This is a genomic window from Serratia sp. (in: enterobacteria) (genome assembly GCF_046715635.1).
Classification (GTDB): domain Bacteria; phylum Pseudomonadota; class Gammaproteobacteria; order Enterobacterales; family Enterobacteriaceae; genus Chania.
Genome location: NZ_JBKJYW010000236.1, coordinates 1 through 23,243 on the forward strand (window position 1 = coordinate 1; position 23,243 = coordinate 23,243).

Sequence of the window (23,243 nt, forward strand, 5' to 3'; positions counted from 1 at the left end):
CGCTTACGCGTTTCGACCTGACCGTTTACTTTGACCTGCCCTGCGGCGATCACTTCTTTGGCGGCACCGCCGCTGTCACACCAGCCCTGGAACTTCAGCAGATCGCACAGTTCGACATGAGGGTGACTTTCCAGATTAAAAATTTCCATACTGCCTTAACTTAGTTAGGTTGAACGTCGTGAAATTCCTCGCAGGCTTGCAAGGTATTTTGGATCAGTGTAGCAACGGTCATGGGGCCGACGCCACCAGGAACCGGAGTAATGTAGGCCGCGCGTTCGCTGGCGGCAGCGAAGTCTACGTCGCCGACGACTTTACCACTTTCCAAACGGTTGATGCCGACATCGATCACGATTGCACCCGGTTTGATCCAATCTCCTGGGATAAACCCAGGCTTGCCCACGGCAACGATCAACAGATCGGCATTTTCGACGTGGTGACGCAGGTTTTTGGTAAAGCGGTGCGTGACGGTGGTGGTACAGCCAGCCAGCAGTAGCTCCATGCTCATCGGGCGGCCAACGATGTTGGAGGCACCCACTACTACGGCGTTCAGGCCATAGGTATCAATGTTGTAGCGTTCCAGCAGGGTGACAATGCCGCGTGGGGTACAAGGGCGCAGTTTAGGCGCGCGCTGGCACAGACGGCCGACGTTGTAAGGATGGAAACCGTCCACGTCTTTATCCGGGCTGATACGCTCCAGCACCTTTACGTTATCGATGCCCGCAGGCAAAGGGAGCTGCACCAGAATGCCGTCAATCTCTTGATCGGCGTTCAATTTGTCGATCAACGCCAGCAGTTCAGGCTCGGTGGTGGAGGCGGGCAGATCGTAAGAGCGGGAGATAAAGCCCACTTCCTCACAGGCCTTGCGCTTGCTGGCGACATAAATCTGCGAAGCCGGATTCTCACCAACCAGTACCACCGCCAGGCCTGGCGCACGCTTGCCAGCCGCCAGACGTTGTTTCACTTGCTCAGCCACTTCGTTTCTAACCTGCTGCGCAATCGTTTTGCCATCAATAATCTTTGCTGCCATCAGTGAGGAAATCCATCATTTAAGAAAAGCGGGGGATGGCGCTATTTTGGCAGAAGAGAGGCGCGCTGTCAGGCTTTCGATCGGGTTAATGCAGAGAATAAGCACACGATTGCGTAGCGGTTTAGACATTTTTTACACCAACGGAATGATCCTCTACGCTTTTTTTACCTCCCGTCTTTTAGGCTTAACCCATCGCCCCTAGCGTTTGGGGCCTATGGAGGCAGGATCATGCAGACGATTACTTGGCTCTATCCATTACACCATCCTGGTGGAAATCCACCAGATGAACAGCGGCATATTGGTGAAACGGTGTTTGATTCCTCACTGTATCCGGCGCAGGTGGCGTTGTTGCAGGCATTACATCGGCTTTGTAAGCCGAAGGAGGGCCGTCCTTCCTGGAGCCAGCGTATGGCGCAGTGGTCCAAAAGGGGGCGCCAATGATGCGTAGCGCTCCTTTGCTCAAGCAACTAATGCATCAACTCAGTTGGATAGACCTACGGGCTTCTAAGCCGTAGGTCTTGGGAATAAGGAGAGGCTATTGGCCGTTATGGTCGGGTATTTACCTAGTCAGATCATCGCGTTAGGTTTGCTTTTAGCTGTTGATTTGTGCGAATAATCACCATAAAGCACGCTTGCGGCCAGCACATCAACAAAAGGCATTGACTCAATAACCTCTGACCGTATAATCCAACTCCGCAACCTCGGTTGCCGCATCCGCATTTTAATGCGCCCTTAGCTCAGTTGGATAGAGCAACGGCCTTCTAAGCCGTAGGTCACAGGTTCGAGCCCTGTAGGGCGTACCATTTTGAAGTAAACAGACGTCAACCGACGTCTTTTTTTATGCCTGAAATTCAGTGAGTTGACTGATTTTAGCGCGTCGAAATTCTCTCAGAGTCTACCTACACCCACCGGCATCAAGTAGTATCTGTTGGTATATGTGATGGTACATCCCCGTTCAATGGAATCTTGTACCAACAGCCAGCAACGGAGAGCCTCAAATGGCATTAACCGATGTAAAGGTAAGAAGTGCAAAGCCTACCGACAAGCCTTATAAGCTTACCGATGGCGAAGGAATGCATTTAATGGTTCATCCCAATGGATCTAAATACTGGCGCTTACAGTACCGTTTTGACGGTAAACAAAAGATGTTGGCGTTGGGTATCTATCCTGAGATTTCTTTATCTGAAGCCAGGCAGCGGAGAGATGAAGCTAAGCGGCAAGTTGCTAACGCTATCGACCCCAGTGAACAGAAAAAGGTTGAGAAACAAGCTCGCAAAGCTACAGTGGAAAATACCTTCAAAGCGATCGCTCTGGAATGGCATGAGTACAAACGCCCTAACTGGTCGAAGGGTTACGCTGAAGACATTATGGAAGCGTTTGAAAATGATATCTTCCCAGATATTGGTAAGCGCCCGATTGCAGAGATCAAGCCTCTGGAGATCCTCAGTTCACTACGTAAACTCGAAAAACGTGGTGTCCTCGATAAGCTGCGCAAAATCCGCCAAGCCTGTAACCAAGTTTTTCGCTATGCCATTGTCACCGGTCGGGCTGAAACTAACCCAGCCTCAGAGCTGGCAAGTGCATTAACCCCGCCAAAATCTATACATTACCCTCACCTCTTAGCGGACGAACTTCCTGCTTTCTTAGAGGCTCTCGCTGCTTATTCCGGTAGCCCAATAACTCGGCTTGCAACAAAGATTCTGATGCTAACTGGCGTTCGTACCATTGAGCTCCGCATGGCTGAATGGAAAGAGTTCGATTTCGACAAGCGGGTTTGGGAAGTACCGGTAGAAAGGATGAAGATGCGTCGACCTCACCTTGTGCCACTATCTGATCAAGTTGTGGCAGCACTACGAGAGATCCAGGCAATTACTGGCCGTTATAACCTGGTATTTCCTGGGCGCAACGACATCACCAAACCAATGAGCGAAGCGAGTATCAATCAGGTACTGAAAAGGATTGGGTATCATGGGAAGGCTACAGGACACGGCTTCCGGCACACGATGAGTACCATCCTGCACGAACAAGGCTATAACACGGCGTGGATTGAGTTACAGCTGGCTCATGTGGATAAGAACACCATTCGTGGTACGTACAACCATGCGCAGTATTTGGAGCAGCGTAGGGAGATGTTGCAGTGGTACGGGGATTATATGGATGGGTTGGCGGCTAGGGGAATCGCAGTAAATATTCGTAAAAAGGCATAAATTTTCTGCAGTTGCAGGATGAGTATCTATCGCTATAAGCAATGCTGTAGCTCGACGTAAATTGGGTCACAGCTTGCACATGTGGATTAAAACACGGTTCGTGTGACTTACAATCATGCACAGTACCTGGAAGGGAGGAGAGAAATGATGCAGTGGTATAGTGATTACATAGCTAGCTTGTCTGAACATAGTACACTACTGGTGTTTTATTCAAAAAAGCAGTATGAATAATAACTCCAGTGAATAAACACAAGGGTTTGATGTCGGTAACAAATGGAGCATAACAATCATGAAAGTACAGGAAGCCAAATTTTCATCTAAAGAATTTTTAAAGCGCCGTCGTCCTGAAAGATTTTCTGATTCAACGATCCGAGAGATAGGCACTTTAGATAGGGTTGTACTTGAACACTTCCTTTCTACGCTAAATACAAGAAATCAAGAATTGCAATTCGAAGATTTTGCGAAAAAAATATGTGAAAAAGTCATTTGCCCTAATCTCCTTGAGCAGACTGGCCCTGTAGCTGGAGGTGATGGTAAAACCGACACACAAACCTTCCCTGTTTCAGAACAGAGTAAACTTCTTTGGTTCGAGGGAATTAATGAAACATCAAATAAAGAACGTTGGGCCTTTGCCGTCAGTACGCGTAAGGACTGGAAGAAAAAATGCTATGAGGACGTGCTTAAAATAAAAGAAACAGGGCGCGGTTATACAAAGATATTCTGTGTTACGAATCAATCTGCCAAATCGAATATTCGTTCAGAGGTTGAAGATAAACTAAAAGAACAAGTAGAAGTAGACGTGCGTGTATTGGATATAAATTGGATATTAGATCAGATCTACAAAAACCATCTTGAGCATTTGGCTATTGAAACTTTATCAATCCCTACTCAATATAAACGTGAAGTGGTTTTTGGTGAAAATGATTATAAGAAACAAAATAAATATGAAGAACTATCTGGGTATATAAAAGATAATGCAAATCCTACCGAGATTACATATGAACAAGTAGATATGTTTTTAGAAATTGCAGAATTAAGTGCTGAGCTTGAAAAATCAGTGTTTGAAACACAAGGTTTGTTTGAAAGAGCTATAAAAATAGCAATGAAATTTGGAACGAATCAGCAATTATTAGATGCATACTATCAATATGCTTGGAAATCTCATTTTTGGTTGGAGGATTTTAACTTATTCGAAGAAAACCTTCAGTTGGCCTATGATTGTATATTATCATCAACAAACTCTGCAAAATGGGAGAAGATATTAAATCTAGTAACAGTTCACAAAAGTTATATTAAATATAATAGTGAAACCCCTTCAATCGATATTGAAAATATCGAGCGTAATATGCTATCAAAATTAGATGACATAGCTGAAGATGAATCCCGGCCCAGTAATGCACTCACAGCGAAAACTCATAAAGTCATTTATGCACTGACAACTTTTTCAAATGTAGAAGATGCTTCTGCTGTGTTTGATGAGTTACATGAAATAATTAAAAATAGTGAAAATTTAATAGGTTATCCTTTTGAGAAAAACTTTCATCTTTTAAATGAGCTAGATGATATTTTTTTCGAGGTTGATTCATATGAAAATTTATTAGACTATATGACTGAGCAATCCGCTCTAAGAGACGGTGAAGTTAAAGGAGCATTATTAAATCTACGAAGAGGCATAAAGAGAATCCAAAATGGTCACCATTACCAGGCAATAAAGCATTTAGGAAAATCTCTTCTTCCACTCTATAAAGAGGAGTCACGGGATAAATTAATATTAGCGTTAAAAGCTATAGCTTATGCTTACGAATCCATTGGGTTATTATGGAGTTCACGTTCTTGCTTGCTACTATCAGCTTCTTTGATTACGGATAATTACTGGAAATATGATGAGATATCATTAAAGCAGGTTGAGATTTATTATCATTTATGTCTTGTGGAAATTAAGCTAGGGAAGTTGGCTCACGCCCTTTTATGGTATGAATTATTTTTAATAATTAACCACAATATCAGTGATGGCTCATTTGGAGATAAAGAAAATCAGCAAATTGATTTATATATAAGCAAGCTTATTTTAAACACTAATCTGAAGGAAATAGAACGGCAGTGTAATATACCTGACGAACTTGATAGATTAGGAATTTTTGTATCGTCGGGATGTCTAAAATACGCATTAGGTTATATTGAAGATTTCGAGCGTGAATACGAGGTTACCGCCGATAGTGACCATAATGATTTTTTACAAAAAATTCGTGACTTTGATGCAGGATTTGATAGCAAAGGTATTTTAGATAATCATGAGAAACGAGGGATATATAAGTCTTTTATTTTTGGATGCGTCATAGAAATTAGCTTTCCAAATCGTTCACCATTTATAGAGTTTTCAACTAATGTTTTATCTCTTTTAGAAAGTGCTTTTGCAACCTGTGAAATTGATAACATCCATCTTAAAGAAGCATTTTTACTTATTGAAATAATAGCAGATGATGAAGATGGTTTGTCACTATCACACGAAATCAATAGCGACCAAGCCAAATTGAACCTTATAATAAACTGTTCTGGTTTTGATACAAGTTTTTTTAGAATAGATGATCAACAAAAAATCACGGAAGAATTTAAAAAAATCGTTTTCAATCTTCTTCCTGAGTTATTCTTTATTAAGAAAACAAATTATGTTGAAAAAATGATTTTTGAAGATTCGGCATTTGAAAGAGCAATTAGCTTCGGATCTTGCATCAAAGCGATTGAAAATATTCTTGGAAATGATATCGACCAGCAAATTAAAAAGCTTTATTCCCATAGTGATGAAAAGAAAACTTATTCTCTTCTAAGAAATAAATCCTGGGATAATGAATTCCCTAAAGTATTGGAGGCGGATGGTGCTAGTGACCCAGTATTTGGAAAAGGAAGAATGCCGGAAGAAAAACTAAGTGCTGAAGATGTTACACATAAAGATTATTCCATACAAAGTCTAATCAAGCCCCGTCTATGGGATCGAACACGCTGGAAAGGGGTGGGCTTCGCTCAATTTAAATCATGTTACCCAGGATTATATCTGTTATTTAAAGACGCTAGTGCTGGTGAGGATATATTCAAAGACCTTATGTCATCTGTAGGCTTATCAGATAGTAAATCCAGATTACGTGTTTGTATCGTCAAAGGTATCTCAGTTAAAAACCCAGCTCATTATAGAGTACTGATATCTGAGAATATGAAGAATACTCCAATGACTAAAAGAATGACGATGATTAGCAGAATTAATACGATGACTCCCGATAACAATGTCAACCTAGATAGATTCCTTGCTGCTTATCATTCCTGCGGAAAGTTTTATCTCGGATGTGATGCAATGTTAAAGTGTATTACTACTGATTTTCCAAGAAAAGACAGTCTAGGAATAGAAATGAGCGCGTTAGATGTTAGGTGGGCATGGGAAATTGGCTTAAATGATGTTGATTGTATTGGTGTCAATTTAGATGACGATGATCCATATATTCCAGATGGTGTGGTTGATGCCCCGTTATTAGAATTGATAAATTCTAAATAGTATTTTGCTATGAGGAATACCGCCTCTCTAAGGGGGCGGGTTCAAAAAATCCCTTTGAAAATCACACGGGAAATATGTGTTAATTCAGAGTTGATCTGACAATTTTCAGTTATTTATAAAAGTATTTTTCAAATTACATCTGACTTAAATGCTTCTCAGCCTAGAGGGGTTTTAATAATTCTAATAATTAATCTTAATTGTTGCATATAACGCAATAATCACTGACGGGTTATCGTTATTTTCTTACTCTACAGCTCAACAACATATTCAAGTCAGTGATTTGATCGAGAAGACCATCCCCGAAGGGAAGTCTTTGGATACACAATCGTCCTTGGTCGACTGGAATACTACCCTGCTGCGGCTCTAACCTTCTGAAGGTCTAGACATTAGTCGAATGTGTTACAAGAGTTCTGTGAACCACTGCTTTGCTTAATTAGATAATACAGGGTGCTATTTGTAATGTCCGTTTATGGCCCTACGATGCCAGCATTCGTATACAAAACGGTCGCTGTGAGTGAGAAGCGAGCATTTCTTAATCAAGATAATGGATGCATTATGCTGACATGTACTTTTTCAAGTCACTTCTTCTATATGCCATCCTTTAACTACAAGCGCATCACGCAAAGTCTGCGAAACTCGGCTTTCGTTCGCTGCAAGACATAACAATTTCGCAGGTCGAGACATTGCTACGTAAAGGTTGCGCATTTGCGCCTGTTGAGTTTTAGGAAGCTTTGAAATTTTTTTGGCCGCTGTTCCTGCAATATACTCTAGCCCCAGTGCAACATCGAACTTACGACTGGACCCACCGTAGGATTCAAGGATTAAAGATGCGGCATGAGTTTCGCCTTTCATCCCTGCAACCGTACCGAGTCCAATGTCGAGGCTTCTCCCCTGAAAACTAATTTCACATTTCGCCGAGGCAGCAGTGTTTAGTATCCCCCTCCCGCCTGCGTCTTCGAAAGTGCTCAGTCCCTTAAATATTTCAAGGCTTATCTCTTCGGGAAGGTATGGCTTAAGTTGCGTGTAGAGCAGTTCTGTCAGTGCATCTCGCTGACCATCTGCACAAAGTGCCTCCCCGGACAATGCGAGCTGCCGTGTTAACTTATCAATAGTTCCCGTGGGTGTAACAGCCTTTGCAGCTCGTGGAAGTGCTCGTGCATCACGAATGTCTTGCGCCCACGATGCCCCAGATGCACGCAGAATAATCAATAACGCTCTGCGAACGTCAGAAACTCTTGAACTCAAAGATGTTTCTTTCAAAGCCCCTTTACTGTCACCGATGAGACTCCAGAAACTTTCGGAGCGTATTCCTGCACTAAGCTTATCTCCGCCATAGGTTGGACAGTAATCAAGAAGATGACGACCTGCGTCAACGTTGCTCTCACCGGTTTTGCGAGCGCTCATCGCCTTAACCTCGCGCACACCAATGTTGTCTTCGCTCAATTGGTCAATAACGATTTGACCAAAGCGTTCGACCACTTTGATTGCACTATCCGTTTTGTACAAGAGTAGGACTGGGGCATGGACATTTTCGGCCTCACCAACAACAGCCTCGCCACTGACACGGACACACCCTACAGCATCGGAAATTGATTTACCGAACCGTTTGCTGGTGCTTATACATCCATACCCAGCCCGTGGGAATGTGAGTAATTCAGCTTGTTCTTCATCAGAGAGAATCTTCTGATCGATATCCCCAAAACGCTGCATCACTGACCGGCCATCGAAAATACGATTTAACAAGGACTCTTGATCCCAGGAGGTATCCTGCATTTCGTCGATGAAAACCATCGGGAAGCGACGATGGACAACATCAAGAAGCCTCGGGCAGGTCTGAAGCGCAAGGTCAGCAAATGCAAACATGTCACGATGCCGAAAAATACCCTGACACGCCAGCATCTTTTTCATTTCTATCAATGAATTGTATGATTTGGTGTGCGATGCGGGCAGGCTGCCACTTTCAACATGCACGCTAAGCGCCGCCGTTCGATAGAAGAGCGTAGTGGCGATACCTTCACCATTCCTCTGGTTTTCCAGATAAATGCGAAGGCCTGAAAATTTTCTCGTCAGCAGTAGAGAACGAGCTTTATCTGCGAACACCTGATCATCAATGACATCAATCTTCTCTCCTAGGCTACGCAGTAAGGGCATTGCAAAAAAATGATTGACGAAGCTATGGATAGTACCGATGAAATGGGGGTAGCTCAGAAGTTGAGCTCCTTCAACCGTTCCCGCGAGGCGATGTGCAATCTCATCGCGAGCAACGTTAGTGTGACTTAGAACACATATGCCTCGGCGTGCATAAGGCCATTTCCTAGCCAGCAACAAAAGTTTTGCAGCAAGAAGCGATGTCTTCCCACTTCCGGGTACTGCATTAAAATCACGCGATCCGTTTTCAAGTAGGGCAGAACGACGTTCAGCATCGTCGAAGTTCAGGTCTCTGGCTAGTGTCGTCAGTTCGGCTAAGTCGTCTGGAGAGATATGGACAGCACTCATTTATGATCTCCTAAATACCGTTTGTTGCCGCGTTAGCCGGAACGGTAGAGCTTGCCGACATGGTTGTTGTTACTGCCGCCGCAGTTGCACCAGTCGATGTGGCAGCTCCGGTAACAACTCCTGTCACCGCTGAGGATTTGGATTTTGGATCTATCGTCAGGTGTGATAGTGCAGTTTGCACGTATGGAGGTAGTTTATTGAACAGTTCGTCATCCGTGCCATACGCGCCCGTACAAACCAGATAAGCTGCATACTGAGCTGCTATGGCCTTCGAAGCTTTTTTCTCTTGAAGAGGCTGATAAATAATTGCGGCGAGAGCTTCATCGGAGTGACCCGCAGCCTTCAGTGCTGACCAGTTTTTTTCTTCCGCTGCAAGTGTCTCAATTTCGTCGCTTTCTTCTAACCTTTCATCGCGAGACTTTGCTTTTACGGCAAGGGAAATAGCGAGGTACATCAGCTTAGCGCAACCGTAGTGTGCAAGATCATATTCGAGTGTCCAACGATCAGATACACAGACGATCGTATTTCCGCCTTCCGCACGGTCCTTCTTGTTTTGAACTACTTGCTTCATTTCATCGGCGTCATAATCAGAATCGAAGCGCTTACCCTGAGCGGGTTTTGAGACGTAGCTTTTCGCAACGTTAGGTACAATGTCCCGGTCTGTCAGGCAAACGACCGGAATTGGGATATCCGGGCCAGTTCCTTCTCGCTGGAGAATACGGGCGTAATGGTAAAGCCCTGTATTTCCGACGTTAACAAGTGATACACCATGCTTCGAGAATGAGCGACCACACATCTCTGCAATAGCCGGTAGCAAGATTGCTTCAGCAGGCCCCTCCACCATCATGACGCCTTGAGCAAAAAAGAGGTTCGCTTTGGTTGCATCGATAAACCGGCGAAGAAAAGAGTAATCGGTTCGTTTGAGTTTCGTCTTGCCGACAGCCAGGGGAAAGGTCTGTGCCTTGTGCACCAATGTTATGTCTTCAATGCGTGCAGTTGATACCAAAGATGGGCTGTGCGTCGTCATAATGACCTGAACCCGCTTATGTGCCTGATCATCGTTAGAGTGCTCTTTCAGGAGATCCATTACGCGCTCTTGCAACTGAGGGTGGAGATGCGCCTCTGGTTCCTCAACGAGAAGGAGGCCCAGTTCTTCGCCATCTCGCAGGAGCACCAGTTCAGTAGCCATAAACAATGCATTGTTATACCCAAGACCGCGAGCGCAACGAGCGTCAGGATCAATGTGTGCTCCGGGAAGAAGCGACAGCTCGAACTTCTCCAGAATAGGCGTGAGCGCTAGATTAGGTGCGATACGGATGCGCGACTGAATTGCATCTCCGGAAAATGCAAATTGGCTCAAGTAGTTGTCGTTGATGTCCTTCTCTACACTTTTGATAACTTGATGCTGACCAAGGTGGTGCTGAGTGAACGCCATCAGACCGACTAGTTGCGTAGGAATGTTAGCTGGCATTGTCTGATCGAAGTCGTTTACCTCTTGCCCAGCAATAAGGTTATGGGCCCCAAGAATCTGGGACAGACGTGATTGGCGCCCTGAACTTAACTCCGCCTCAGCATCGCGTAGGGGCCTTAAGTAGGTTGCTCGCACCAATTCTCTTACCGCATAACCCACTTCTGGCCCACTACCATTTACTCCAGTTCGCACAATTGTTTCAACACGTGAACGCTTAGTTGCCTGGGGTGGGTGGAAGCGTGCCTCAAGATGCAGAATGAGCGAGCAAGTTCCATCTTCACCAAGTGTCAACCATTCAAGGACAGAAGCTTCCTGATCGGTACTTAGCCCACACAGAGTGGCCTCGATACAAAGGGTATTAGAACGAATTGCGCCGTGAATGTGAAAATCTTGCTCGAAGAGACGGATGTTTTCATAACTGGTCGTCAGCAGCACCTGGCGGATAGCATCAACGATACAGGTCTTTCCTGCATCATTCTCTCCTACAAGGATATTTAGCCCTGGATTGAGCTCCCAGTCGAGTGCAGGTGCGGATGCACTATCTCCAAAAGCACGATAGTTGCATGCGCTGATGTGCTTCAGATACATGTTTTCTCCTTAGTAGAAATCTCACATTTGATGCATCTTAGATGAAACGGAATGACGACATTACGTCCTCAATTCATGTCGTTAAAGTACCGGGAAACGGACTTTTACGCGAGGTATTCGTAGCATAGTGCACTTCCAGTGCCGCATAGAGGAGGTCGCCTTTTGCTTCATCTGACAGGCGAAGGGTGCCATTAAGAATAAGCAGGTGGCCAGAATCCAGCAGCGTATGCAAATCCGCAGCGAGGCAGATTCCGTTTTCCGCGCTCGCATTACCGCCGCTAGCGTGACTAAGGATATGGGCGGCCTCGAGAGCGAGCCGTGTACCGGTAATAGCACACTGGTTTTCCCAGTTTGATATCACTGCACGTCTGAAACGCCCCTTTGCGGGGCGGATCTACGCTCGAGTGTACTTTTTTTCAAAACCAGAAAAATGCGGCACCGATATGAGGGCTAACCATGGAGTGTCCCTGCAGAAGTGCATTATTACCCGGTGAACATTCGTGACATTCAGTTCGTTGTCGCCCATACAATGCTCATGTCCCTAAATTGTACTGATATTAACCTTCTGTTTCATATGTTGTTATTTTCGCTTGTAGTGCCCTCTGTGCCGTTTTAGCTGACAAGGGAGTGATGCCCTTAGTTATTGACCTGATGTCATTGAGGGATGTGTCGTAATGGGGGAGTTGTTGCGTTTGAAGTCAACTGTTCATAAAAATAACAGCGTTGATCGAATGGTTATTAATCTGTATATTCAACCATGCTGGGTATTAAACCAGTATTCATGCGCAATGGCCTTTTAATCAAAGAGATGCAGGTCAGACTACCCAAACCACTTCTTAGAAGGATAAGTACATGGCAAGATGCACAGCACCAATAAATGGGCACCGTACAGCGAGCGGAGCTGCAGCTTGCCCCGCATGCAGTAGCCGTTACGGAAGCTATCGCTCGTACTCCTCATATTCGGCTCCTTCCTATCCCTCTTCAGGGAATGGTGTCAGTGGATCTGGTAGCGGCGGCGGATCTAGTAGCAGCAGTAAACCACGCTGGTCACGAACTGGCTCATCCGCGGTGTACACTCCTGCCGAGGTGAGAACGCTCACACCAGTCCGAGAAAACGTCGAGAAACGAGCAGCCGTACCTGATCTTCGAGATGTCTTTCTTTGCCATGCATGGGATGACCGCAAAGGAGCAGCCAAAGAACTGCATGACCAGCTAGAATCTCGCGGTGTATCGGTTTGGTTCAGTGAAAAGGATGTCCTCCTCGGAGCAACATTGCTACGCGAAATAGATAAGGGCCTAGCGAAGTCGCGAGTAGGAATTGTGCTGGTGACCCCTGCGTTGTTGAAGCGTCTTGCAGGAGAAGGCATTGCAGAAAAAGAGCTTTCGGCACTCTTGGCTCGTGATCTGCTCGTTCCTATTGTACACGACACAAGTTATGAAGCTCTCCGCGAAGTCAGCCCCTTACTCGGCTCGCGAAGTGGATTAAATACCGCAGAAGATACTATGGCAAATATCGCTGAAAAACTCTCCGAGCTGGTAACGCTCTAACAACTAACCCAAAGTTGTTCACTTCATTCATCTATTTAACGGGCAGGTTTTTCTGTCCGTTAAATTCATTCACATCGACACTGCGACTCACCACAAAGCCTTGCATTCAGAATAGTAATAAACTTTCTGATACAGGCGGTTAGCGCCATTTTTTAGGTTTACCATGTGAGATAAGATTTATTGCGGGTTGTAACGTACCGCTGCAAGCATTTCCATGTAAAGCGTGCCCCCACACCCGAGCGACCTCCCCAGATAACGGACGTGCTTCAGCACCAGGAGAAACATCTGATTTCACTTTAAACATACAAGGATTACAGGCGGGATTGCTGAATGTAGTGGCATAACTATCTGTATTGCTATAGAAGAGAGGTAAGATGCAGCAAATGGAGTTTAGGCATGGCGCCACGCGGAAAAGCTCTACGCATCAATCAGTTGTACGTAAAGTTCACATATTCATCCATCAGATGGGCTAACTCTTCGTTTTCTTCCTGACGCTGCAACAGCCAAAAGCAGAACTCTCCATCATCCATTTTTTTAAGGTTCTCCAGCCAGTCATCAAGAGGTGCTCCGAGCATACGGTCATACCAAAAAAGCCAAACAAGCTTATGGCGATACTCCACGTTATTGAACTGCTGAAGCAGGCTTATCAGTTTATTGGCAAGTGAGCGTTGCTTGAGTCTGACGCACTCGCTAAGCAATACGCCCTCCAGCCCTCCGTGAGTAAAAAGTAACTGCCCGTCAGTCTCCAGGCTAAGACGTAAATCATTTTGAATACTCAACGGCTCTGGTTTGGTTTTGTTATAGATCATTCGGTATAGGCACTGTGGCACGATCCCAGGTACAGGGCCGGTATCAGGGAAGTAAAGTGTGGAAAGTGTAAGGTAATGGCTGGGATAAATATTCTGATGGCATATTCCATGCCTGACAGTCAGTTTGGTCAAGTCAGTAAGCCAGCTTTGGTAAGTTTTGAGTAAAAAATCATAGCGAGCGATTGTATCTTGCATGGGGGAATTATCCGTATGTGCTGTGTTCAAACTAGCGTCATACTGCGCTTTGGGGAGATGACGCTGATGGTTTTCAGAAAGGTGGTTACTGACGAGACTGGCTGATACGCTCCTGCAACCAGGACTCTACTTCGCTTTGTAGCCAGCGGGAACTGCGCCCCAGCTTGATGGGTTTCGGAAAGACACCATCTTTGATGAGTCGGTATATCCACTTATTGCTGACGCCTAACAGACGGGTAATGAAAGCCATATCGACAAATTGGTCTTCAAATAAGGAAGGTTTGATGGTCATGATTGAGTTCTCCGGTAGCATTTGGGTTAGCCGGAGTCGTGGTTGATGATTACTCATGCCAGCTCCGACATACCAACCGGTGAATCTGTAAAAAGTCAGTGAAGGTTGTTCAGCGTATGCGTGGTCTACCTCGGTTGCTTTTTACCGGTATCACGCTTTTACCCGCGATGATGCCATTTTCCTTTTGCTCACATTTAGCCAGATAGCTAATGACATAACGCAAATCATCGATCTCGTCCGTATCAAAATGTCGGATAACCTTGCCAATTTTTACTTCGTAAATATCTTTAGGGACGCAAAGGTGATGATATCCATCATTATCTGTTACTTTTTTCCAAATATTCCCCATCGCTCGGGATATAGGATAATGACAGTTCTGAAACTGCCCATTTAGATAGCAAACAAAATGGACGTGCAGTCCTTTTCTCTTCGTGTACTCTATAACCCAGTAATAGCCCACAATCGGAAGGTATTTCCCGAACTCTTTAATCAATATTAGGACATCGTTATACATTGAATGTTTGCAGGCATGACCAAAGCTTGCTGAGCTCTTTTTATACGCAAAGTCGATCCTGAAAGGTAGTAATTTTGCAAAACGCTGGAACATCGCCTCCATATGCATATTGATATCAGTCAGCAATAGACCTTCCATTTCATACTTTGGGTTGGCGTTATATGGTCTTTTCATTTTTCTTCCTCAGTAGTGATTCAAAGGAAGAGGTAGTCCTGTAATTTTTACTTGGATAAGTCGATAGGTTTATCCAGTACATGCTTATCATCTTTTAGGCATACGGGATGTGATAGGTATATCTACTTCTTTTAATAATATTAATTAACCTTAATTCCCTATCATGGCTGCTTACAGCATAACCCATTTCCTGAGGTGATAATCGAGGATGATGGAAAATCATGCTCGACGGAGGGTACGAATTGGCGACCAAATCATAGACCGGATATGCCATCAAAAAAGTAACAGTGCCACAGTTTTGCTCTCACTAACTTTTGAGCTACCCCGAATTTGTGGATATGACTGCTTTATCCTTGAACTGTCCCACGTCCCTGATAGGCATTCCTGTCGCTAATATTTTGTAATAAAATCACCAGTCAGATACCACTTCGTCCAGTGATTACGCATCATTAATCCATGTTTTCTTTAAATTTATTCACTTGAAATAAATATGAATTACCTGTAAAACAAATTGATAATAAACTTTAAATCACGGTAAATCACTAAGTGATTAAGTTGTGAGGAGATTGAAAATGGTTCGGGCAATACGTAATGATGGTGAAATGATAAAAATCCTGGAAAATGCGCTACAGCGATACAATATTAATTGCCCATCACATGCAGGTGATAAGAATTATCGCGTCTATCTCGAACGCGTCAGAAAACACTGCCAGTCTCTTGGTCATGAGGAGCAGGAGTTAGATAACTTCTTCGCAGGAGTGGAAAGCTATCAATCATTTTCCTTCCCTTCGGAAGTTGATCTTGGATGGTTTAAAAGTGATGCTCGTGCGAGCCTGTGGTTGGCATGTGAATTATATTCTGAAACGCAAGGAATGGCGTTGGGAGTGGGGGTTCTTAGTATTTTGTCTCCAGACTCTTTACAGCCCGATCACCTTGTCAGGATACAGAATATTAGGAAAGTAATTCACAGCTGGCCACTTAGTAGAACACCTACGGAGTTTATAAAATCTAAAGCAATAGAATGGGCTAGATTAATTGAGTATGAAGATCTTTTTAGTGATTTTTCCTCCCAAGAAAATGATATTTCTGGTTGGTTAAAAGGTTATCTAGAGAAGCATGTTCCGTCTTTAGGTGTACGCGTTTGTGGTAATACCAGAGACGAAACTCTTGCATGGTGCTACGCCCTATACTTCGAATGGAAAAAGAAAAACTCAGAGTCACCTGATACTGTGAGCTTATTTAAAATTAAGTTCAAAAGTGCATGGGCGACACAAAAAAATAGATTGAAAAACAAAGTAACTAAAAAACTAAAGCCACTTAACATCTACATTTCTGAAGATACTCATCGAATGTTAAGGACATTGGCTTCGGACGAATGTATATCGAACGATAAAGTAGTTGAACATGCAATTAAGGCTGCATACAAAAATAAAAACGCAAAGAAATAATAACATTAAAAATAATTTCAGGCAGATGTTATTACCGTGAATCACCCCAGAAGCTCTCCTGGCTCGGGGGTTTTATTTTTCTGTCTGAGGTTGTTTTATGAAAAAAAAAGAAGGTCTGCAGGCCATCGAAAAGCCGCTAGCATCGCTCCCCTATGCCATTAGAAAACATATTCTTGACCATATTCAAAAGCTCACTCATTACGAACCGGTCATTGGCATCATGGGCAAAACAGGCGTGGGAAAATCGTCGCTCTGCAATGCGCTTTTCCAGGGTGAGGTCACGCCCGTAAATGATGTCCAAGCCTGCACCCGTGATGTACTGCGATTCCGTCTGAACAGCGGTGACCATAGCCTGATACTGGTAGACCTACCCGGTGTAGGTGAGGGCGAGCAAAGAGATAAAGAATATGAATCTCTATATCGTCATATTCTCCCTGAGCTGGATCTCATCCTGTGGGTTATCAAAGCCGATGATCGTGCTTTCTCCATCGATGAACGTTTCTACCGGCGTGTGATGACTGACTACCAAAAACGGGTGCTGTTTGTCGTTAACCAGACTGACAAAATCGAGCCATGTCATGAATGGAACGCGACCAGCAATGGGCCATCACCGCACCAGTTGGTGAATATTGAGGCCAAGCTGGAGTCCATTCGCCAGCTATTTTCACCGTACCATCCGGTGTGCGCCATCTCAGCCAGGACAGAATGGAATCTACCGTCAATGGTCGAAACCATGATGCGTTGCCTGCCGGTCCGTGCCACCAGCCCGCTGGCGACACAACTGCACGGGAGGTTATGCAGTGAACCGGTAAAAAAGCAGGCGCGTGAGGGTTTTGGTCAGGCGGTTGGAGAAGCGTTTGATTCTGCGGAAGCGGCATCATTTATTCCCGCACCACTAAAAGCGATCATTCGTACAGCTCGCGATGCCGTAATATCCGCTGCGCGTGCCGTGTGGAACTGGATTTTCTTCTAACTCTAGCTCACTTACGGTTATCGCCGGGACATACCCTGTCCGTTCTGATGCTTTATAAGCTATCGAGTTTGGTATGTTTTCTTTCTAAGCCTCGCCACAGTTGATTTCTGCAACAATAAAAAATACGTCTTCTTGTGTCCATTCCCTGTCCCACCCCCTCGTTAAAATAACTGTTTTATTTTCAGCTAATTATCTCACTGGAGAACCTGTCTCATGACTCAGGCTGAACGCCGTCATGACCGGCTTGCCGTCAGGCTGTCGTTAATTATCAGCCGCCTGGTGGCGGGTGAAACGCTGGATTTGCGAACGCTGGCAACCGAATTTGGTGTGTCGGTCCGTACCTTGCGCCGGGACTTTCGGGAACGGCTGATGTATCTGGATCTGGAGTATCGCAAAGGTCAGTGTCGCTTGTTATCCGGCGGCCGCCAGAGAGAGCTGGCGGTGATGACATTTGCCCGCCAGTCGGGCGTTGAAGCACTGTTTCCTGATATGGATAACCATCTGGTCGCTTCACTGTTGAGCGGTCCCGGTGAGTCTCCCTGCCTTATCTGGCAGGGAGTTGCACAGATATCATCCCCAGACTCGGGCGTGTTTACACGACTGGTGAGCGCGGTATCGGAACACCGGAAGGTGACGCTACTGGGAAGCGGTTGTCGTTGCACAGACCTTGCTCCCTATCGCCTGGTTCTGCGTGAGGGAGAATGGTATCTGACGGGTGAGTATCAGACCCGGATTGCCGTTTTTCCCCTGACCGATATTCGGGCGGTCACGCTCCACAACGGCAGCTTCGCTCCAGATATGGCGATGCGCGACATCCTCTCTGACCCGGATTTTCTTCAGGCTTTACCCCACTTTCGCTTTTTCCATTCATTGCTTGTCGCGACTGACGACGGGCTTATACCTCAGAAGGAATAATCACAATGAAATTGCTTACCACTACAGTGCTGGCCGCCAGCTTTTACCTTGGTGCTGTTTTTCCGGCTGACGCTGGAAACACTGTCGGTACTGTCAAAGCCTGGCAATACATGCAGGCCGATGGCTGGAAATCTTCCGATGGCATGGATGACAAAAAGCTGCACAACATGCTCTATCAAGCCAGCGTGATTGATAACTACCCGTGGACGAATCAGTTTCTACTACGTGTCCGTGGCGGCGGTGCAATTTTCCTGGCTGACAAGAAAGCTCACACCATCCGTCAGCTGAAATTGAATCCACTTAGCGGTAATTACAACGATATTGAAACGGTCTACCAGGGAGAGAATAACGGAAATGGATGTTATTTCGCCATTATTGATAACAAATTCTGGGCAAGAGACGAGGCCGAGCAGAATGTTCTCTACGGCTATCCTCGCGTCGATAATGTGGAAAACGAGCTGGCTAAAATCAGGCAGCAATTCAGCCCACAGGTAGTTATGGTCATGCCGGATAACTGTGTGAATAAACAACAGCAGGCCGTTCTGACTGCTAAACGTTCGGAAGAAGATCGAAAGCTCCAGCAATGGGTGGCACAGCAAAGTCTCGCTGAATTATGTCGCCGCACAGGAAACTGCTGATCTCTTCTCAATACCACTAAAGGCAAAGATCGATGGAAAAGGATTATCAGAAGGTTATTGCGATACCTACTCTCATGACGGCAAGGGTATGGGCAAAGCCTATTTACCGCAAAATCGCGCCACCCATGAGCCAATTTGTTAAAGCCTTACCTGTCATAGCCAGTTTAATGCTGTGCCACCTGTCATCCGCTTATGCTGACGAACAACGCTATATCAGCATCCGCAACACCGATACCATGTGGACGCCCGGTAATATCTGCGTGTATCAGTTCCGCCTGGATAATGGTGGTAGCGGAGTGGGTTTCGGCCAACTGGCTGTTTCACTGAGATTGAAAGACAAAGCAGGCAACACACTGGCGACAGGTACCATGGACGTAGTCCCCTTTGGCGATAATGACGCTACCCGTTCTCAGGAGGCTTTTCTGGAGCATGAATGTGCGGAAAACGTCAGTTCAGTCGAAATCATGAAGGCAAAAGAAAAGCATAACGGTTATCAGGTTGACCTGCCCCTGTCTATATTCGATCCACAATATTACCAGCCACTACCGGTATCGGTTGCCGGGAATAAGGCATCATAACTGGCTTAGCTTTGCATCTGCCAAACCTTAACTTAACACAATGCCCTCACTACAAATCAGGTCATGCCTCCTTCGGGAAGCATGGCCTTTTCGTTTTTATTCTCTGAATAAGGAACTAACCATGACCCGATTAGCCAGCCGCTTTGGTGCGGTCAATCTTGTCCGTCGCGACCGCCCGCTAACCCGTGATGAACTGGCGCATTATGTACCGAGTGTCTTTAGTGAGGAAAAGCATGAATCACGCAGCGACCGGTACACCTACATCCCGACTATTACCCTGCTCGATAACCTGCAACGTGAAGGCTTCCAGCCGTTCTTTGCCTGCCAGACCCGTGTGCGGGACCAGAGCAAGCGTGAACACACCAAACACATGCTGCGCCTGCGCCGCGAAGGCCAAATCACTGGCAAACAGGTGCCAGAAATCATTCTGCTTAACAGCCATGACGGCTCCAGCTCATACCAGATGCTACCGGGGCTATTTAGATCAGTTTGCCAAAATGGACTGATTTGCGGTGAGAGTCTTGGTGAGGTACGTGTGCCGCATAAAGGCAATGTGGTGGAGAAAGTCATTGAAGGGGCTTACGAAGTACTGGGGATATTTGATCGAGTGGAAGAGAAACGCGATGCCATGCAGTCGCTGCTGTTGCCACCACCGGCCCAACTGGCAATGGCAAAAGCAGCATTAACCTACCGCTTTGGCGAAGAGCATCAGCCGGTGACGGAATCGCAGATCCTTTCCCCGCGCCGCTGGCAGGACGAAAACAATGACCTGTGGACCACTTACCAGCGTATTCAGGAAAACCTGATTAAAGGCGGGCTGTCGGGGCGAACGACCAAAGGTAAACGTGCCCACACCCGTGCTGTAAAAGGTATCGACGGTGATGTGAAGCTTAACCGCGCCCTGTGGGTTATGGCCGAGAATATGCTGCAGTTTGCCTCATGAATCTTTTTATCCTGACTCCCTTCAAGCCCTGTCGATAAACCGGCGGGGCTTTGTGTTTTAAGGAACTGATATGTCTACACTTCATTTATCCACGACATTTCCTGCAAATGAGCAGCGTGTTATCCGGCGAGCCCTGCGCTTGCTGGAGAAATATCAGCGCCAGCCGGGTAAACAGTTTACCGCCACCAGTTTTGCTAAAAGCTGGGTGCAGCTACAACTGGCTCGCGAGGAGCGGGAGGTATTTCTCGTAATGTATCTTGATAACCAGCATTGCCTGCTCGAGCACGAAGCGTTGTTTACGGGCTCCATCAGCCATACCGAAGTACATCCCCGTGAGCTGGTGAAAGCTGCTCTGCGCCACAACGCCGCTGCAGTAATTCTGGCGCACAACCATCCGTCAGGTACGGCAGAAATCAGCCAGCAGGACAAACATGTTACTCAGCGGATCGTAAAAGCGTTGGCACTGGTCGAAGTGCGAGTGCTGGATCATCTTGTGGTTGGGAATGAAGTGGTTTCTTTTGCTGAGCAGGGTTTGCTTTAAACGGAGGTTTTCATGCCATTAACACCACTCCATGAATGGTGGTTACAAAGCGATATCATCCCACGATTTGGCGCAAGATTGGTTCAGGAAGGTAACCGGCTGCATTACCTGGCTGACAGGGCTGGGTTGACGGGGAGCTTCAGCTCGGAGCAATTACAGAAACTGGATCAGGCTTTCCCGTTGTTTATAGAACAACTGGAAAATTTGCTGCGCTCCGGCGAGCTAAATCCACGTCAGCAACATCAGGTGACCATTCAGTTTGCGAGTTTAACCTGCATAGCTGATACCCGTGGTAGCTGGGGCTACGTTTACATTTCTATTTATCCAACCCAGTAACACCTTCTCTCTCTTCTTCTTTTATCAGGACTCAACTCATGCAAATTTCATCTGTACCGGCCTCGGTGCCGGTTTCGTTACGTCTGTCGCCCGTGCAGGTGTGGCAGCAACTGTTAACGTATCTGTTGGAACACCATTACGGCCTGACACTCAACGACACACTATTCCACGACGACACTGCCATTGAGGAGCATATTGAAGCAGGAATAACGCTTGCTGATGCGGTGAATTTCCTAGTGGAACGCTATGAACTGGTTCGCACTGACCGCAAAGGGTTTACATGGCAGGAACAGACACCATTTCTGACCGCGACCGATATTCTCAGAGCCAGACGAGCTACCGGATTGATCAATACTTAAATTCTTCGAGCTTCGTTCCTGATTTTTACCTCTGAACTTCCCACCCTTTTTATTCATCGCATAATGCGCCTGCCACTCCCGGCAGGCGTGTTTGCTTTTATGGACGATTACGATGCAAACAGAACCCGACGTGTTGACGGAACACAATGAACTCATCCTTTCGACCAGTATCGGACGTGTAGTCACTGGTCGCGATTCCGCACTTAAACAGATTGAACAACTCATTGAGCAGCTTGATGCCATTTCACGGCTAACCTCAGAAATCGGTGGTGGTACAGCGCAAGACTGGGCGATGAAGTCAGGGCACCGCTACGATAGCTGGCTGACTGAGAAGACTGATAAAGCGATGCCTGCCGTCACCCGCAATATAGATCGCAGTATCTGGCGTGACCTGATGTTGAAGTCTGGCATGATGGCCTTGATGGATGCTCGGGCTCGCGATCAGTGGCATAAGAACCTGGAGGAGGGCGATCTTCCTGCAATCAGCGAGGCGAATATCCTCAGTACCTTTGAGCAGCTACATCTGAACAAAATGGACGTCTTCGAACGTGGCATCATTAACGTCTTCAAAGGGCTGTCGTGGGATTACAAAACCAATAGTCCCTGCAGCTTTGGTAAGAAGGTTATCATCAACAATCTTGTTACGCATAACCGCTGGGGATTTAGTCTGAACTGGGGCTGGCGTCGGGATCAGCTAGCGGACCTGGAGCGAATGCTGTTTCTGCTGGATGGAAAACCTATTCCTGACAACCGGGGTGATATCTCTAACCGATTGATGGAGTATATTCGTGATAATACGGCTAAGGACGTTTACGAAGATGAGTTCTTTAGCATTCGTTACTTTCAGAAGGGAACCGCTCACCTGACATTCAAGCGACCTGAGCTGACTGAGAGAATGAATGATATCATTGCCAAGCATTATCCGGGCATGCTAGCCCAGCGATAATAGGCTGTATTTTCTAACAAATTTATCTGTTGGTATAAATGTTGGTACAAATTTTATCGAACACGATTTTATAGATATTAAACAAATGTTTAACTGACGTATTCGAATCCTGTAGGGTGCTAAAATCCATCAAAGCCCTTGTACTGCTTGATACAGCTGATATCACCGTATCCCAACGTCAACCTAATATGGCAAGGATACAGAGCGGCTTTTAATCCATTAAAATGAATAAGCTCAGATCGGCTCCATGCCGTTGTTGATTTTAGCCTCTGCCGCCGCAGGCGATGTCAGGAATTTCAGCAATATCTTAACGGCTTCTTGCTGATTACTCTTAAGGGGAACACCTGCTGAAAAACGCGTCATTATCTGGATATCAGCGGGCAAAGGCCCAAGTAGGGTAATCCCTTTTAGAGGAAGCAGTTCACTGAGCTGCTGGAATCCAAGTTCCACTTCCCCCTTGGCAACCAGAGAACCGACAGGGACTCCTGGTGGAATCTTTACAATCCGATCTTTGATTTGATCCGCAATGCCCCAGCGCTCGAAAAGTTCAGCCAGGTATACGCCACTCGGGCCCGTTGAGTAACCGATCGTTTTGGCCGCCAAAACGGCCTGATTTACCGCAGCCTCACAGCTAACATCAATAATCTGCGCCACTTCTTTCACCGCAATAGCCACGCCAGACTTAACCAGATCAGTGCAGCTAA

The 23,243-nt window shown here is 45.9% G+C and carries 23 protein-coding genes, 1 tRNA gene and 1 pseudogene; 16 read left to right on the forward strand and 9 right to left on the reverse strand.

Annotated elements, in window-relative coordinates:
• Positions 1–149 (reverse strand): RNA-binding S4 domain-containing protein (locus ACLQ7H_RS11725; RefSeq protein WP_411752834.1); only part of this gene is annotated, 149 nt, incomplete at its 3' end.
• Positions 150–160: 11 nt separating this feature from the next.
• The gene (gene folD, locus ACLQ7H_RS11730) at positions 161–1,027 is read right to left on the reverse strand and encodes a bifunctional methylenetetrahydrofolate dehydrogenase/methenyltetrahydrofolate cyclohydrolase FolD (protein WP_411752814.1); all 867 of its coding nucleotides are present in this window, start codon (positions 1,025–1,027) and stop codon (positions 161–163) included.
• 228 nt (positions 1,028–1,255) lie between these two features.
• On the opposite strand from folD, the gene ACLQ7H_RS11735 reads away from it, so the two are divergent.
• From ACLQ7H_RS11735 to ACLQ7H_RS11755, 5 genes and pseudogenes are all read left to right on the forward strand, one after another.
• A complete protein-coding gene (locus ACLQ7H_RS11735; protein ID WP_411752815.1) occupies positions 1,256–1,468 on the forward strand; it encodes a hypothetical protein in 213 nt (70 codons plus the stop codon).
• A 285-nt stretch (positions 1,469–1,753) separates the two neighbouring features.
• Positions 1,754–1,830 (forward strand) — tRNA-Arg (locus ACLQ7H_RS11740).
• A 195-nt stretch (positions 1,831–2,025) separates the two neighbouring features.
• Positions 2,026–3,234, forward strand: a complete 1,209-nt coding sequence (locus ACLQ7H_RS11745) for a tyrosine-type recombinase/integrase (RefSeq protein ID WP_411752816.1) — start codon at positions 2,026–2,028, stop codon at positions 3,232–3,234.
• A 60-nt stretch (positions 3,235–3,294) separates the two neighbouring features.
• Positions 3,295–3,465 (forward strand): annotated as a pseudogene (locus ACLQ7H_RS11750) (integrase); the annotation flags it as partial.
• Between the two features lie 58 nt (positions 3,466–3,523).
• Positions 3,524–6,775: a hypothetical protein gene (locus ACLQ7H_RS11755; RefSeq protein WP_411752817.1), complete on the forward strand. Its 3,252-nt coding sequence runs from the start codon at positions 3,524–3,526 to the stop codon at positions 6,773–6,775.
• A gap of 573 nt (positions 6,776–7,348) precedes the next feature.
• Here the strand turns inward: ACLQ7H_RS11755 and ACLQ7H_RS11760 are convergent.
• The 3 genes from ACLQ7H_RS11760 to ACLQ7H_RS11770 form a co-directional block, all read right to left on the reverse strand.
• Positions 7,349–9,271: a UvrD-helicase domain-containing protein gene (locus ACLQ7H_RS11760; RefSeq protein ID WP_411752818.1), complete on the reverse strand. Its 1,923-nt coding sequence runs from the start codon at positions 9,269–9,271 to the stop codon at positions 7,349–7,351.
• A 10-nt stretch (positions 9,272–9,281) separates the two neighbouring features.
• Entirely contained in the window at positions 9,282–11,330 is a 2,049-nt protein-coding gene (locus ACLQ7H_RS11765) for an ATP-dependent nuclease (RefSeq protein ID WP_411752819.1), read from the reverse strand.
• 73 nt (positions 11,331–11,403) lie between these two features.
• A complete protein-coding gene (locus tag ACLQ7H_RS11770) occupies positions 11,404–11,691 on the reverse strand; it encodes an HNH endonuclease (RefSeq protein WP_411752820.1) in 288 nt (95 codons plus the stop codon).
• A 707-nt stretch (positions 11,692–12,398) separates the two neighbouring features.
• On the opposite strand from ACLQ7H_RS11770, the gene ACLQ7H_RS11775 reads away from it, so the two are divergent.
• Complete coding sequence (locus ACLQ7H_RS11775; protein WP_411752821.1) at positions 12,399–12,878, forward strand: toll/interleukin-1 receptor domain-containing protein; 480 nt, start codon at positions 12,399–12,401, stop codon at positions 12,876–12,878.
• Between the two features lie 428 nt (positions 12,879–13,306).
• On the opposite strand, the gene ACLQ7H_RS11780 is transcribed toward ACLQ7H_RS11775, so the two are convergent.
• From ACLQ7H_RS11780 to ACLQ7H_RS11790, 3 genes are all read right to left on the reverse strand, one after another.
• Complete coding sequence (locus ACLQ7H_RS11780) at positions 13,307–13,882, reverse strand: hypothetical protein (protein WP_411752822.1); 576 nt, start codon at positions 13,880–13,882, stop codon at positions 13,307–13,309.
• Between the two features lie 85 nt (positions 13,883–13,967).
• On the reverse strand, positions 13,968–14,174 hold the full coding sequence (locus tag ACLQ7H_RS11785; RefSeq protein ID WP_411752835.1) for a helix-turn-helix transcriptional regulator: 207 nt from the start codon (positions 14,172–14,174) through the stop codon (positions 13,968–13,970).
• Between the two features lie 109 nt (positions 14,175–14,283).
• On the reverse strand, positions 14,284–14,862 hold the full coding sequence (locus ACLQ7H_RS11790) for a hypothetical protein (RefSeq protein ID WP_411752823.1): 579 nt from the start codon (positions 14,860–14,862) through the stop codon (positions 14,284–14,286).
• Between the two features lie 572 nt (positions 14,863–15,434).
• Here ACLQ7H_RS11790 and ACLQ7H_RS11795 point away from each other — a divergent pair.
• The 10 genes from ACLQ7H_RS11795 to ACLQ7H_RS11840 all read left to right on the forward strand — a co-directional run bounded on the left by ACLQ7H_RS11795 (position 15,435) and on the right by ACLQ7H_RS11840 (position 22,539).
• On the forward strand, positions 15,435–16,310 hold the full coding sequence (locus ACLQ7H_RS11795; protein WP_411752824.1) for a hypothetical protein: 876 nt from the start codon (positions 15,435–15,437) through the stop codon (positions 16,308–16,310).
• A gap of 97 nt (positions 16,311–16,407) precedes the next feature.
• Positions 16,408–17,283 carry a GTPase family protein gene (locus ACLQ7H_RS11800; RefSeq protein WP_411752825.1) on the forward strand — a complete coding sequence of 292 codons (876 nt, stop codon included), beginning with the start codon at positions 16,408–16,410 and terminating at the stop codon, positions 17,281–17,283.
• Between the two features lie 213 nt (positions 17,284–17,496).
• Positions 17,497–18,198, forward strand: coding sequence for a helix-turn-helix transcriptional regulator (locus ACLQ7H_RS11805; protein WP_411752826.1), 702 nt, complete (start codon positions 17,497–17,499; stop codon positions 18,196–18,198).
• 5 nt (positions 18,199–18,203) lie between these two features.
• Entirely contained in the window at positions 18,204–18,836 is a 633-nt protein-coding gene (locus ACLQ7H_RS11810; RefSeq protein WP_411752827.1) for a hypothetical protein, read from the forward strand.
• Positions 18,837–18,961: 125 nt separating this feature from the next.
• Positions 18,962–19,414, forward strand: a complete 453-nt coding sequence (locus ACLQ7H_RS11815; RefSeq protein WP_411752836.1) for an IrmA family protein — start codon at positions 18,962–18,964, stop codon at positions 19,412–19,414.
• 121 nt (positions 19,415–19,535) lie between these two features.
• Positions 19,536–20,357 (forward strand): DUF932 domain-containing protein, encoded by an 822-nt coding sequence (locus ACLQ7H_RS11820; RefSeq protein WP_411752828.1) that lies wholly within the window; start codon positions 19,536–19,538, stop codon positions 20,355–20,357.
• Positions 20,358–20,427: 70 nt separating this feature from the next.
• Positions 20,428–20,898 carry a RadC family protein gene (gene radC / locus ACLQ7H_RS11825; protein ID WP_411752829.1) on the forward strand — a complete coding sequence of 157 codons (471 nt, stop codon included), beginning with the start codon at positions 20,428–20,430 and terminating at the stop codon, positions 20,896–20,898.
• Between the two features lie 12 nt (positions 20,899–20,910).
• On the forward strand, positions 20,911–21,234 hold the full coding sequence (locus ACLQ7H_RS11830) for a type IV toxin-antitoxin system YeeU family antitoxin (RefSeq protein WP_411752830.1): 324 nt from the start codon (positions 20,911–20,913) through the stop codon (positions 21,232–21,234).
• Positions 21,235–21,272: 38 nt separating this feature from the next.
• Entirely contained in the window at positions 21,273–21,593 is a 321-nt protein-coding gene (locus ACLQ7H_RS11835; protein WP_411752831.1) for a TA system toxin CbtA family protein, read from the forward strand.
• A gap of 112 nt (positions 21,594–21,705) precedes the next feature.
• Positions 21,706–22,539 carry a DUF4942 domain-containing protein gene (locus ACLQ7H_RS11840; RefSeq protein WP_411752832.1) on the forward strand — a complete coding sequence of 278 codons (834 nt, stop codon included), beginning with the start codon at positions 21,706–21,708 and terminating at the stop codon, positions 22,537–22,539.
• Between the two features lie 234 nt (positions 22,540–22,773).
• Here ACLQ7H_RS11840 and ACLQ7H_RS11845 read toward each other — a convergent pair.
• A partial coding sequence (locus ACLQ7H_RS11845; RefSeq protein ID WP_411752833.1) for a substrate-binding domain-containing protein occupies positions 22,774–23,243 on the reverse strand: 470 nt, incomplete at its 5' end.

Excerpts from the sequence above, each read along its gene's own strand:
- ACLQ7H_RS11800 (WP_411752825.1), top strand. The coding sequence starts at position 16,408 with ATGAAAAAAAAAGAAGGTCTGCAGGCCATCGAAAAGCCGCTAGCATCG.
- ACLQ7H_RS11830 (WP_411752830.1), top strand. The coding sequence starts at position 20,911 with ATGCCATTAACACCACTCCATGAATGGTGGTTACAAAGCGATATCATC.
- ACLQ7H_RS11835 (WP_411752831.1), top strand. The coding sequence starts at position 21,273 with ATGCAAATTTCATCTGTACCGGCCTCGGTGCCGGTTTCGTTACGTCTG.
- ACLQ7H_RS11760 (WP_411752818.1), bottom strand. The coding sequence starts at position 9,271 with ATGAGTGCTGTCCATATCTCTCCAGACGACTTAGCCGAACTGACGACA.
- ACLQ7H_RS11795 (WP_411752824.1), top strand. The coding sequence starts at position 15,435 with ATGGTTCGGGCAATACGTAATGATGGTGAAATGATAAAAATCCTGGAA.
- ACLQ7H_RS11755 (WP_411752817.1), top strand. The coding sequence starts at position 3,524 with ATGAAAGTACAGGAAGCCAAATTTTCATCTAAAGAATTTTTAAAGCGC.
- ACLQ7H_RS11765 (WP_411752819.1), bottom strand. The coding sequence starts at position 11,330 with ATGTATCTGAAGCACATCAGCGCATGCAACTATCGTGCTTTTGGAGAT.
- ACLQ7H_RS11735 (WP_411752815.1), top strand. The coding sequence starts at position 1,256 with ATGCAGACGATTACTTGGCTCTATCCATTACACCATCCTGGTGGAAAT.
- ACLQ7H_RS11790 (WP_411752823.1), bottom strand. The coding sequence starts at position 14,862 with ATGAAAAGACCATATAACGCCAACCCAAAGTATGAAATGGAAGGTCTA.
- radC (WP_411752829.1), top strand. The coding sequence starts at position 20,428 with ATGTCTACACTTCATTTATCCACGACATTTCCTGCAAATGAGCAGCGT.
- ACLQ7H_RS11805 (WP_411752826.1), top strand. The coding sequence starts at position 17,497 with ATGACTCAGGCTGAACGCCGTCATGACCGGCTTGCCGTCAGGCTGTCG.
- ACLQ7H_RS11815 (WP_411752836.1), top strand. The coding sequence starts at position 18,962 with ATGAGCCAATTTGTTAAAGCCTTACCTGTCATAGCCAGTTTAATGCTG.
- ACLQ7H_RS11810 (WP_411752827.1), top strand. The coding sequence starts at position 18,204 with ATGAAATTGCTTACCACTACAGTGCTGGCCGCCAGCTTTTACCTTGGT.
- ACLQ7H_RS11785 (WP_411752835.1), bottom strand. The coding sequence starts at position 14,174 with ATGACCATCAAACCTTCCTTATTTGAAGACCAATTTGTCGATATGGCT.
- ACLQ7H_RS11745 (WP_411752816.1), top strand. The coding sequence starts at position 2,026 with ATGGCATTAACCGATGTAAAGGTAAGAAGTGCAAAGCCTACCGACAAG.
- ACLQ7H_RS11780 (WP_411752822.1), bottom strand. The coding sequence starts at position 13,882 with ATGCAAGATACAATCGCTCGCTATGATTTTTTACTCAAAACTTACCAA.
- folD (WP_411752814.1), bottom strand. The coding sequence starts at position 1,027 with ATGGCAGCAAAGATTATTGATGGCAAAACGATTGCGCAGCAGGTTAGA.
- ACLQ7H_RS11820 (WP_411752828.1), top strand. The coding sequence starts at position 19,536 with ATGACCCGATTAGCCAGCCGCTTTGGTGCGGTCAATCTTGTCCGTCGC.
- ACLQ7H_RS11840 (WP_411752832.1), top strand. The coding sequence starts at position 21,706 with ATGCAAACAGAACCCGACGTGTTGACGGAACACAATGAACTCATCCTT.